Raw genomic sequence first — 10,663 nt, forward strand, 5'->3', positions numbered from 1 at the left:
GGCACTATAGAGACGTTCGAGACCTACGCAATGATGTCAGGCGTCAACTGATCCTCGATCAGCGCGATGCGGTCCTTGAGCGCGAGCTTCTGCTTCTTCAGCCGCACCAGCGTGAACGCGTCACTTGTTCCCTTGTCCTGAAGCGCGCGGATCGCGTCGTCGAGATCGCGATGCTCGCGCCGCAGCACCTCCAGCTTCACGCGCAGGACTTCTTCGGAGTTCATTTCACTCGCGATGTTCATCGAGGATCCCGGGGCTGAGTCGCTGCGTTTCGTCAAGGTGTTTAGGATATCCGGTTTGGCCGCCTGCGGGAAGCGGTCTTGCGGCAGGCGCCGGGTGGCCCCATATTCCTGCGAAGCCGCCGCCGATGCGGGGCCCCATGACTTTCAGGTCGCTTGTTCAAGGACTTGCACAGATGTCGAAACTGACCCTCGGCTCGCATCCCTTCCTTCTGGGGTTCGAGCAGCTTGAGCGCCTCGTGGAACGGACCGCCAAATCCGGCAACGAGGGCTATCCACCCTTCAACATCGAACAGACCTCGGAAACGGGGTATCGCATCACGCTGGCCGTGGCGGGCTTTCGCGAGGAGGATCTGGCGATCACCGTCGAGGATCGGCAGCTGGTGATCCGCGGCCGCCAGGCCGAGGACGGCGCCGAGCGCGTGTTCCTGCACCGCGGCATCGCCGCACGCCAGTTCCAGCGCAGCTTCGTGCTGGCCGATGGCGTCGAGGTGTCTGGGGCCACGATGGAGAACGGCCTTCTGCACGTGGATCTCGAGCGCGCGGTGCCCGAAAGCGTGGTGCAGACGATCCGCATCCACAAGGCATGAGAGAAGGGAAGGGAGCAGTCATGGACACGAAATACGATCTTCTGCCCGAGGGGGGCGAGCGCATCGTCTATGTGCGCCCCGTCAAGGTCGCCGATCTGCCGGAAGAGCTGCGGCGGCAGGCCGAGGGTATGGATGAGTTGTACGCCCTGCACACGCCGAGCGGCGAGCGGCTGGCGCTGGTGAGGGACCGCAATCTGGCCTTTGCGCTGGCGCGACAGAACGACCTGGCGCCCGTGAACGTGCACTGAGGCCGCGGGCGTCGCGGACCGGATCGCGGGGATGCTCCCGCCCCCGGCCCGCGCGGGGCTTGCGCCCCGCTTGTCCGGCGTTGGGCCGGGCCGCGCGCTGACGCGCGCGGGGCCTCCGGCGGGGATATTTGAAGCCAGAAGAAGGCGGCAGGGTGCGCCGGGGTGAGCGGCGCGGCCCTCTGGCGAGGTGTCAGTTGCCCGCGATCAGCCCCATCTGTTCGAGCTTGAGGATCACCTGGTGGGCGCAGTTGTCCACGTCGATGCCGGTCGTGTCGACCCGCAGTTCGGGCATCTCCGGGGCCTCGTAGGGGTCTGAGATCCCGGTGAATTCCTTGATCTTGCCCTCGCGCGCGAGCTTGTAGAGCCCCTTGCGGTCGCGGCGTTCGCATTCCTCGATGGGCGTTGCCACGTGCACCTCGCAGAAGGCGCCGTAGGCCTCGACCATCTCGCGCACGGCGCGCCGCGTCGCGATATAGGGCGCGATCGGGGCGCAGATCGCGATGCCGCCGTTCTTGGTGATCTCGGAGGCGACATAGCCGATCCGGCGGATGTTGATGTCGCGGTGTTCCTTGGAGAAGCCCAGTTCCGAGGACAGGTGCTTGCGCACCACGTCGCCGTCGAGCAGCGTCACCGGACGACCGCCCATCTCCATCAGCTTGACCATCAGCGCGTTGGCGATGGTCGACTTGCCCGATCCGGACAGCCCGGTGAAGAACACGGTGAAGCCCTGATGCGCGCGCGGGGGCGAGGTGCGGCGCAGTTCCGTCACCACCTCGGGGAACGAGAACCAGTCGGGGATGTCCAGCCCCTCGCGCAGGCGGCGGCGCAGCTCGGTGCCCGAGATGTCCAGCACGGTCGAGCCTTCCGGCACCTCGTCCACGGGGAAATACTGCGCCTTTTCCTGCACATAGACCATCTGCTTGAAATCGACCATCTCGATGCCGATCTCGCCAGCGTATTGCTTGAACAGCTCCTGGGCGTCGTAGGGGCCGTAGAAGTCTTGGCCCTGGCTGTTCTTGCCGGGGCCGGCGTGGTCGCGCCCGACGATGAAATGGGTGCAGCCGTGGTTGCGGCGGATGATCCCGTGCCAGACCGCCTCGCGGGGACCGGCCATGCGCATCGCGAGGTTCAAGAGGCTCATCGTGGTGGTGGCCTGCGGATACTTGTCCAGCACCGCCTCGTAGCAGCGTACCCGTGTGAAATGGTCGACATCGCCCGGTTTCGTCATGCCGACGACGGGATGGATCAGCAGGTTCGCCTGCGCCTCGCGCGCGGCGCGGAAGGTCAGTTCCTGGTGCGCGCGGTGCAGCGGGTTGCGGGTCTGGAAGGCGACGATGCGGCGCCAGCCGAGCTTGCGGAAATAGGCGCGCAACTCGTTCGGCGTGTCGCGGCGGGCGCGGAAATCGTAATGCACGGGCTGCTGGATGCCGGTCACCGGCCCGCCCAGATAGACCTTGCCCGCGGTGTGGTGCAGGTAGTTGACCGCCGGGTGGGCCAGGTCGTCGGCGCCGAACACCTTCTCGGCCTCGCGGGCCTTGTTCGGCGCCCATTTGTCCGAGACCGACAGGATCGCCAGGATCACCCCCTCCTGGTCGCGTAGCGCGATGTCCTGGCCGGGCTCGATCTTCGCGGCGAACTCTTCGGAGACGTCCAGCGTGATCGGCATCGGCCACAGCGTGCCGTCGGCCAGCCGCATGGTCTCGACGACGCTGTCGTAATCGGCCTGTCCGAGGAAGCCCTTGAGCGGGTTGAACCCGCCATTCATCAGCAGTTCCAGGTCGCAGATCTGGCGCGGGGTGAGATCCCAGCTGGGCAGGTCGCCCGCCTCGACCTTCAGTTTCTGGGCGCTCTCGGGCGAGACGTAGAGTTCGGGAATCGGGGAAAGGTTTGAAAGGGACATCGGAGAACCTGATTTCCTGGGCGCAAACGGAGGATGGCCGGGCCGCCCCGGCGTCGCGGGGGCCATACCGTGCAACTGCGGCAAAGTTCAAGCCGAAGCGCGGCCGGTCCGTGATTCAGGGGCGAAATCGGCGGAAATGCATCGTTTCGGCGAAGATCGTTCACGACTCGTCCACGCCGCCGGATCGCTGTTCCCGCGGGCCGGTCTCAGCTGGCCTGCCGCGCAGATCCTGCCCCGACATCGTCCAGGCCCGCTTCGGCAAGGAAACGCTCAGCCTCCAGTGCGGCCATGCAGCCCATGCCGGCCGAGGTGACGGCCTGGCGATACTTGTGATCGGTCAGATCGCCCGCGGCAAAGACGCCGGGGATCGAGGTGGCGGTGGAATCCGGCTCTGTCACCACATAGCCGCCCATATGGGTTTCCAACTGGTCCTTCACCAGTTCCGAGGCGGGCGCGTGGCCGATCGCGATGAACACGCCCTTGCAGGGTATTTCGGTCAGTGCGCCGGTATGGACATGGCGCACACGGATGCCCTCGACCCCCAGCGGCGTCTCCGAGCCGACCACCTCGTCCAGCGAATGGTCCCACAGGATCTCGACCTTGGGGTTGGTGAACAGCCGGTGTTGCAGCACCTTTTCGGCGCGCAACTCGTCGCGGCGGTGGACCAGCGTCACCTTGGACGCGAACCGCGTCAGGAACAGCGCCTCTTCGACCGCCGCATTGCCGCCGCCGATCACCGCCACCTCCTGGCCGCGATAGAAGAACCCGTCGCAGGTGGCGCAGGCCGAGACGCCGAAGCCCTTGAATTTTTCCTCGGATGGCAGGCCCAGCCATTTCGCCTGCGCGCCGGTGGCCAGGATCAGCGCGTCGCAGGTATGGGTGGTGCCGCTGTCGCCCACCGCGCGGAACGGGCGCTGCGACAGGTCCAGCGACGTTATGATGTCGGACACGATCTCGGCGCCCATCGCCCTGGCATGGGCTTCCATCTTCTGCATCAGTTCGGGGCCCTGGATCTCGGTCTCGCCGGGCCAGTTCTCTACCTCGGTGGTGATGGTCAGCTGGCCGCCGGGCTGGATGCCCTGGATCAGCACCGGTTCCAGCATCGCGCGGCTGGCATAGACGGCCGCGGTATAGCCCGCAGGCCCCGAGCCGATGATCAGAACCTTCGAGTGCCGCGTCTCGCCCATCGCCGTTCTCCCGTCTTGCGGTTTTCCGCGCCCGGGCCGATATAGCCCCCGGACCCGCCCCATGGAAGCCCCGCCGTGCCGATCGGCCGCAGGCTTGCGCGGAACAGGGGATGTTAAAATCTTGCGCAGACGCGAAATATTATTGCGCAAGTCGCCGCCCGAACCTATGATCCGCAAAAATTCGAGGGGGAGCAGGATGCCCGGAGCCAAGCTCGACGCGATCGACCGCAAGATTCTGGCCGAATTGCAGGCGGACGGGCGCATGACCAATGTCGAACTGGCGCGCCGGGTCGGCATTTCTGCACCGCCCTGCCTGCGCCGGGTGCGCACGCTGGAGGAGTCGGGCTACATCCGCGGCTATCACGCCGATGTCGACACCCGCGCGCTGGGCTTCGAGGTGCAGGTCTTCGCCATGGTCGGGCTGCAAAGCCAGGCCGAGGTGGACCTGACCCGGTTCGAGAACCGCTGCCGCGCCTGGCCCCTGGTGCGCGAGTGCCACATGCTGAACGGCGAGGTGGATTTCATCCTGAAATGCGTGGCGCCCGACCTGTCGACCTTCCAGCGGTTCCTGACCGAGGAACTGACCGCGGCCGAGAACGTGGTCAGCGTCAAGACCTCGCTGGTGATCCGCTGCGCCAAGGACGACCCGGGTGTCCCCTTCGACGTGATGGAAGAACGGTTGAGCCGCAGCGCCTGAACGCGCGCCGGTCTCAGGCGGTGCGCATCCGCTCCATCTCGAAGGCGGTCAATCGCGGCAGGGTCATCGGGCCAAAACCCTCGAACCCGCACAGATGCGGGAACAGCGCAAGAAAGCGCTGCCGCGCGGCAGGATCCATCAGCGCGGCGGCGTTGTCGCCGGGGTGGTAGCTTTCGACCTCAATGCCGTTGGCGATCAGGATATGCTGGGCCTCCAGCGCCAGGTGGAAGACGCGGATCGGGTGCGTGATCCGCAGCCCGATCAGCGAGACCCCGTCGACGAAGGCCGCGGCCGGTCCGAAGGCCTGGCCGGTGCCCAGGATCTCGTGGCAGCCGGGATGCCGGAACAGCATCCGCGCGCGCGGTCCCAGGATCAGGTCGGGCGCCGGGCGGCCCAGCCCCAGGCTGTCCGCGGTCACCCGCGTCAGCACCGGCAGATCGCCCCGCATCGCCCCCGGCATCGGCATCAGCACCGTCGAGCCCGCCCACATCAGCCGCCGGGCGCCCGCATCGGCGGTGGCCAGCGTCATGCCCGGGGCCAGGTCCTCGACCGCCACGGGGCCGCCGGGCGTTGCGATCAGCGTGCCGTGGGCGAAGGCGGCAAAGGCCTCGTCGACATGAGGTTCGGCGGGCAGGGCGCGGATGAAGTGCTGCGGATAGCCGTCCGGGCAAAGCCCGTGCACCTCGTAGCGGCGCATCGGCAGGCCGTCGTCGCGCGGCCCGCGTTGCGCCGGATGGGTCGGCCGCTGGGTCGGGATGGCCAGCGGGTCGTGACGGTCGTGGGTCGCCATGCGATCAGTCCTTCCGGTCCTGTCACAACTGCATCGGCCCCCACCAATGTGCAGAGAGACACCCCCTTGTGACCCGCCCGATCCGGTCTGTCAAAATTTAACGGTTTATTTTCCCGGGGCGGCCGGGCAATGCGGGGGGCAGGACTTCGATTGTCCGCCAGCGCGGGAAAGTGCGGCGAAAAAGGCCGTCCCGGTTCCGAATCGGCGATGGATCCGGTCAGAAGTCGATCCGGCTGCCCAGCACCAGCCCCAGCGCGCCGTCGTTTCTCAGGTCCACGATCCCGCCCAGCGTCACCCAGCCGCGCGTGCCCAGCCTGCGCGCGATCCCCGGCACCAGGCGCAGGCTGCGCGCGCCCTCGGCGGGATCCTCGAAGCGCATTTCCAGGCTGAGCTGGCTGCGCGGGCTCAGGTTCAGCCCCAGCGTCAGGTCGATCTTGCAGCCCTCGTCCAGCGCCATCGGCAGACCGGCGGTGGTCGCCGGCGCCTCTTCGGAAGAGGGGGTAAGGTGGAACACGCCCTTGGCATCCAGGTTGACCCAGGCCCAGCCGGCCCCGGTTTCAAAGCTGTGGCCCCAGCTCAATCCCGGCTGGACGATGGCGGCGACGCTGGCCTTCGACGACCCCGCCGCGCCGAGGCCGATCTCGGCCGCCACGCGCCCTGGCAGCCAGTCGAATTCGCGGCCCATGCGCGCGAAGGCCACCGCCTTCCAATCATCCGGCGCCGCGCCGATGCCGGCGTCGATCCCGATGGTCAGCCGTTCGGACAGACCGTATTCCCCGTAGACCGCGGTATAGTGCCCGCCCCCGCCTTCCATGACTTCGTGCGAGAAGGCCAGCATCGCCGCGCCGTCCTCGCGCAGCCACGCGCCCGCCGCGGCAGACCCCGCCGCGGCAAGCCAGATCCCCATCCCGAGCAAGGCAGCCGGTCGCATCCCGCACCCCGTTTTCCGCCAGTCTCGGCCGCAAAGCGTTAACCATCCGTTTACCACGGCCAGGATCGCTTGCATTTCCCGCTGCCCGCGCGTTCCCTTGGCAACAGGCAAGGGGGAGGGCGCATGCCGCTGGTTGCACCGCTGGGCGAAGACGAGATGGAACCGGGGCTGCGCGAGGCGGTGCAGTTCTTCAAGGGGCCGCTGGGGGTCGTGCCGAACTCGGTCCGGACCATGGCGCACCGGCCCGCCATCGCGCAGGCCTTCACCGCCCTCAACATCGCGGTGATGACCTGCGAGGGCGCCGTCACCCCCGAGTTCAAGCGGCTGCTGGGCTATGTCACCAGTTTCACCTCCGGTTGCCGCTACTGCCAGGCGCACACGATCCTCGGCGCCGAACGCTTCGGCGCGACCGAGGAGCGGCTGCGCGATGTCTGGGACTTCGAGCCGTCGCCTCATTTCACCGAGGCCGAGAAGGCCGCGCTCGCCTTCGCCCGCGCCGCCGCCGAGGTGCCGAACGGGGTCACGCCGGCGATCGAGGCCCGCCTGACGGCGCACTGGTCGGACGGCGACATCGTCGAGATCATGGCCGTGATCGCGCTCTTCGGCTTTCTCAACCGCTGGAACGATTCGATGGGCTCGGCGCTCGAGGACCTGCCGGTGGCCACCGCCGACCGGCTGCTTGCCGCCACCGGCTGGCAGATCGGCAAGCACCGCGCCGAATAGGGGCTGGGCAAGGCCCGGCCGGGGTCTTATGCTGCGCCGCAGCAAGAAGGGCGGGCGGACATGACCGGCATGATCATCACCATCGCACAGCAGAAGGGGGGCTCGGGCAAGACGACGCTCGCGGCGAACCTCGCCGTGGCCTTCGCCCGCCGGGGCCTGAATGTCGGGCTGATCGACACCGATCCGCAGGGCAGCCTCGGGCGCTGGTTCATGACCCGGATCGCCTCGGCCGAGCCCGACATGGATTTCTCGACCGCCTCGGCCTGGGGCGTGGAATACGAGACCGCCAAGCTGGCCCGGGACAACGACATCGTGCTGATCGACACGCCCCCCAAGGCCGACAGCGACCTGCGCCCCGCGCTGCGCGCCGCCGACCTGGTGCTGGTGCCGGTCGCGGTCAGCCATGTCGACCTCTGGGCCACCGAGGGCGTCCTCGACCTCGCCCGGCGCGAGGACCGCGCGGCGCTGGTCGTGCTGAACCGCATCAAGGAGGGCACCCGGCTGGCCGTCGAAGTGGCCGACGCCGCCGCCGAACTGGCCGCCACGCTGGCCACCGCCCGGCTGGCCAACCGGGTGGCCTATGCCGAGACGCTGGGCCAGGGCCGCGGCGTGCAGGAAGCTGCGCGCAAGGGCCCGGCCGCCGCCGAGATCGCCGCGCTGGCCGACGAGGTGCTTGCCTTCGCGCCCACATGATTTGCGTCAAGGTTGCACCTCCCCGGCTTTGCCATGCTAGATGGGCCAAGGGAGGGCAAAGCCCATGTACAGCAACATTCTGGTTCCCGTCGCCGTCGACCACGGCCCGCATCTGGACGAGATTCTCGCGCTGGCCCGGAAGCTTCGGTCCAGCGACGGCAAGATCACCATCCTGACCGTGGCCGAGGCGATCCCGCCCTATGTCGCGCAATACCTGTCCGAGGGCCAGGAGGCCAACACCCGCGAGGCGATCCGCGCCGATCTCGAGGGCGAGCTTCAGGGCGTGCCCGATGTCGAGATCCGGGTGGTCACCGGCCACGCCGGCATGACCATCGTGGACTATGCCGAGCGGCACGCCGTCGACTGCATCGTGATGCATTCGCACCGGCCGGGGCTGCGCGATTATTTCCTCGGCTCGACCGCCGCCCGGGTGGTGCGCCACGCGCCCTGCTCGGTGCATGTCGTGCGCTAGTTTTCCAGGATCGAAAGGAAGGTCATCATGCCCACCATCTCGCGCGACGCCGAGTTGCAGACGATCATCACCACCTTCGAGGTGACCCCCGGCACCTGCCAGGACCTGCTGGACGAATTGCACGACGCCTACACCAACTTCATCTCGAAACAGCCCGGCTTCATCGGCGCGGGGCTGCATGTCAACGACGCCCAGACCCGCATCGCCAACTATTCGCAATGGACCCGGCGCGAGGATTTCCAGGCGATGCTGCGCTCGGACGAGATGCGCGTCAGGAACCGCCGCCTTGCGGAACTGTGCAAGAATTTCGAGCCGGTGATGTACGACGTGTTCGCCTGTTTCAATTAAGCGGCGCGGCCTTGATCCGGGTCCTTGCGGGATCGGCCTGCAAGCACCGGACAGGCCAACCCGACGCGCCCGACCCGGAGGTTCCGCCCATGCCATCCCCATTACGTTCCACAGCCCTTGCCCTGTCGCTTGCGCTGTCCGCAGCGCTCGCCCCCGGGGTGGCGCCCGCCCAGGACCTGCTCGAGGAATATGTCGCGGTGATCGGCCAGCGCGACCTCTACAACTCCAAGGGCCTGCGGTTGACCGAGCCCTGGCAGATCCTGCGCCAGGACCGGGCGAATTTCCACCGCTACGGGCTGCGCGATCCGGGCGACCAGGGCGACAGGTTCTTCGCCGACATGGCCAATCGCGGCGCGATGGAACAGATGCTGATGCGCGGCTGGATGGACCCCGCCGCCGCGCGCGACATCGTCGTGGGCGGGGCCAGCGTGGTCGTGCGGATCTGGGGCCGGGGCGGGCGCGGCGACCACGTCACGGTCGAGGTCTGGCGTTGAGCGCCACCAGATAGGCCGCCGCCTCGCGCAGCAGCAGGGCCGCGTGCCGGTGCGGCCGCCCGATTCCATGGCGCGGCGCGGCTTGCGTGACCGCCAGCCCGGCGCGCCGCGCCAGCAGGCGTGCGCGCGGCTGGTGGTAGTAATCCGTCACCAGCGTGACGCGGGTTATCCCGCGGGCGGCAAGGATCGGGGCCGCGAACGCGATGTTCTCGGCGGTGGTGCGGGCGGCGGGCTCCTCGACGATCCGGCCCGGCGCCACCCCCTCGGCCCGGCAGATCGCCGCGATCGCCGCGGCCTCGCCATTCGCCCCGCTCGCCACCACGATCGCGTCGGGGGCCGCGTGCCACACCCGCGCCCCATGCCGCGCCCGCCGGACCAGCGCCGCCCCCGGCACCCCGTCCGCCCGCATCATCGCCCCGAGGATCAGGATCGCATGGGTCATGCACACAGCGTGGCCGCGCCGGGCGGCGGGGTCAATGGGGCGCTGGCGCGTGGTGGGGGGAGGGCGGTGGGTTGACACCCACCCTACGCTTGCTCATTTGCGGGGAAAAATCGGCTCGCCCGGCCCTATGCCGCCTGGAAACTGAAATCCCATGTGGGTTACCGTATTTATCACTGAACAGGCAAGTTCGGCGACATGGCGCTGGACTTGACGGAGAAAGGCAACATCAATGGGTGTCTCAAAGCTCTCTTTTTGCTTGTTCACAAATAAGGGTAAGGAAAAGCCTTGACCATCAGGGCTTCGCCATGACCCGTGGCAGATGACGTTTCTGATCTTCGAAGCCTTTTTAAGATCTTCGGCCAGTTCGTCAAAGTTCGTAGTCGTGTTTTCCGTATTTTCGCGAACGGCCTTCGCAAGCGCATCCACAAGATTGTTCAAAGGCTCTTTCAGCGCATTTTCAAGCGTCGGAAGCCATTTCTCAAAAGCGGCTCGCGCTTCGGCTTCGGTCTGATAGCGCCGCGTGGCGGTGTGAGCAAAAATCGCCTTTCCCAAGACCTCTTCAAGAAAGCCAAAGGTCGCGATGGTTCTTCCAAGCTCTTCCCAAAATTCTGGTGCATGACGGTTCGTCGGCCATTTCTCTGGAAGGCTATCAAGGTCAATGATAGCGCACTTTCGTTCTTCGTTCGTCATGCTGCATCTCCGTTCCATAGCCCGCCACCCCGCACCCGTTTCCCACCGCCCGCCACGTTAACCGCGCACCGGGTCCGAAAAAGTCCGATGGAAGTCCGATGCAATTCCGACGCGGTTCCGATCGGGCATTGTTGCAGAACTCTCGCCGTGAAGGATTCACATCACGAATCCATGCGGTTAGACGGGTGGCATGAGCAAGCCCAAGCCCGCCCGTTACCG

General features: G+C 67.1%; 15 protein-coding genes. 8 read left to right on the top strand and 7 right to left on the bottom strand.

All coding sequences use genetic code 11. From position 1 onward, the window contains the following. Positions 1 to 23 precede the first annotated feature (23 nt). Positions 24 to 242, bottom strand: coding sequence for a YdcH family protein (locus tag EV655_RS08240; protein WP_132543697.1), 219 nt, complete (start codon positions 240 to 242; stop codon positions 24 to 26). A 173-nt stretch (positions 243 to 415) separates the two neighbouring features. On the opposite strand from EV655_RS08240, the gene EV655_RS08245 reads away from it, so the two are divergent. Further along, a complete protein-coding gene (locus EV655_RS08245; protein WP_132543699.1) occupies positions 416 to 829 on the top strand; it encodes an Hsp20 family protein in 414 nt (137 codons plus the stop codon). A gap of 20 nt (positions 830 to 849) precedes the next feature. Continuing rightward, entirely contained in the window at positions 850 to 1,077 is a 228-nt protein-coding gene (locus tag EV655_RS08250) for a DUF1150 family protein (RefSeq protein ID WP_132543701.1), read from the top strand. Positions 1,078 to 1,267: 190 nt separating this feature from the next. On the opposite strand, the gene EV655_RS08255 is transcribed toward EV655_RS08250, so the two are convergent. Further along, positions 1,268 to 2,977 carry a bifunctional sulfate adenylyltransferase/adenylylsulfate kinase gene (locus EV655_RS08255; protein WP_132543703.1) on the bottom strand — a complete coding sequence of 570 codons (1,710 nt, stop codon included), beginning with the start codon at positions 2,975 to 2,977 and terminating at the stop codon, positions 1,268 to 1,270. Positions 2,978 to 3,183: 206 nt separating this feature from the next. Next, positions 3,184 to 4,164 (bottom strand): thioredoxin-disulfide reductase, encoded by a 981-nt coding sequence (gene trxB, locus EV655_RS08260; protein ID WP_132543705.1) that lies wholly within the window; start codon positions 4,162 to 4,164, stop codon positions 3,184 to 3,186. 196 nt (positions 4,165 to 4,360) lie between these two features. Here trxB and EV655_RS08265 point away from each other — a divergent pair, with 196 nt between their 5' ends. Continuing rightward, on the top strand, positions 4,361 to 4,861 hold the full coding sequence (locus tag EV655_RS08265; protein ID WP_132543707.1) for an Lrp/AsnC family transcriptional regulator: 501 nt from the start codon (positions 4,361 to 4,363) through the stop codon (positions 4,859 to 4,861). A gap of 13 nt (positions 4,862 to 4,874) precedes the next feature. Here the strand turns inward: EV655_RS08265 and EV655_RS08270 are convergent, their stop codons facing one another. Together EV655_RS08270 and EV655_RS08275 are read right to left on the bottom strand one after the other, a co-directional pair. Then, complete coding sequence (locus EV655_RS08270) at positions 4,875 to 5,651, bottom strand: Hint domain-containing protein (RefSeq protein ID WP_132543709.1); 777 nt, start codon at positions 5,649 to 5,651, stop codon at positions 4,875 to 4,877. Positions 5,652 to 5,868: 217 nt separating this feature from the next. Then, positions 5,869 to 6,558, bottom strand: a complete 690-nt coding sequence (locus tag EV655_RS08275) for a hypothetical protein (protein WP_165905306.1) — start codon at positions 6,556 to 6,558, stop codon at positions 5,869 to 5,871. Between the two features lie 147 nt (positions 6,559 to 6,705). On the opposite strand from EV655_RS08275, the gene EV655_RS08280 reads away from it, so the two are divergent. The 5 genes from EV655_RS08280 (at position 6,706) to EV655_RS08300 (ending at position 9,312) form a co-directional block, all read left to right on the top strand. Further along, complete coding sequence (locus EV655_RS08280) at positions 6,706 to 7,305, top strand: carboxymuconolactone decarboxylase family protein (protein ID WP_132543713.1); 600 nt, start codon at positions 6,706 to 6,708, stop codon at positions 7,303 to 7,305. A 60-nt stretch (positions 7,306 to 7,365) separates the two neighbouring features. After that, the gene (gene parA / locus EV655_RS08285) at positions 7,366 to 7,998 is read left to right on the top strand and encodes a ParA family partition ATPase (protein WP_132543715.1); all 633 of its coding nucleotides are present in this window, start codon (positions 7,366 to 7,368) and stop codon (positions 7,996 to 7,998) included. 64 nt (positions 7,999 to 8,062) lie between these two features. Next, positions 8,063 to 8,470 (top strand): universal stress protein, encoded by a 408-nt coding sequence (locus EV655_RS08290; protein ID WP_132543717.1) that lies wholly within the window; start codon positions 8,063 to 8,065, stop codon positions 8,468 to 8,470. 27 nt (positions 8,471 to 8,497) lie between these two features. Then, the gene (locus tag EV655_RS08295; RefSeq protein WP_132543719.1) at positions 8,498 to 8,818 is read left to right on the top strand and encodes an antibiotic biosynthesis monooxygenase family protein; all 321 of its coding nucleotides are present in this window, start codon (positions 8,498 to 8,500) and stop codon (positions 8,816 to 8,818) included. A gap of 89 nt (positions 8,819 to 8,907) precedes the next feature. Then, on the top strand, positions 8,908 to 9,312 hold the full coding sequence (locus tag EV655_RS08300; protein WP_132543721.1) for a hypothetical protein: 405 nt from the start codon (positions 8,908 to 8,910) through the stop codon (positions 9,310 to 9,312). On the opposite strand, the gene EV655_RS08305 is transcribed toward EV655_RS08300, so the two are convergent. Next, a complete protein-coding gene (locus EV655_RS08305; protein WP_132543723.1) occupies positions 9,290 to 9,754 on the bottom strand; it encodes a YdcF family protein in 465 nt (154 codons plus the stop codon). The genes EV655_RS08300 and EV655_RS08305 overlap by 23 nt on opposite strands. A gap of 93 nt (positions 9,755 to 9,847) precedes the next feature. Beyond that, positions 9,848 to 10,444: a hypothetical protein gene (locus EV655_RS08310; protein WP_132543725.1), complete on the bottom strand. Its 597-nt coding sequence runs from the start codon at positions 10,442 to 10,444 to the stop codon at positions 9,848 to 9,850. Positions 10,445 to 10,663 lie beyond the last annotated feature (219 nt).

Origin of the sequence: Rhodovulum euryhalinum, from assembly GCF_004342445.1 — a bacterium.
GTDB lineage: Bacteria > Pseudomonadota > Alphaproteobacteria > Rhodobacterales > Rhodobacteraceae > Rhodovulum > Rhodovulum euryhalinum.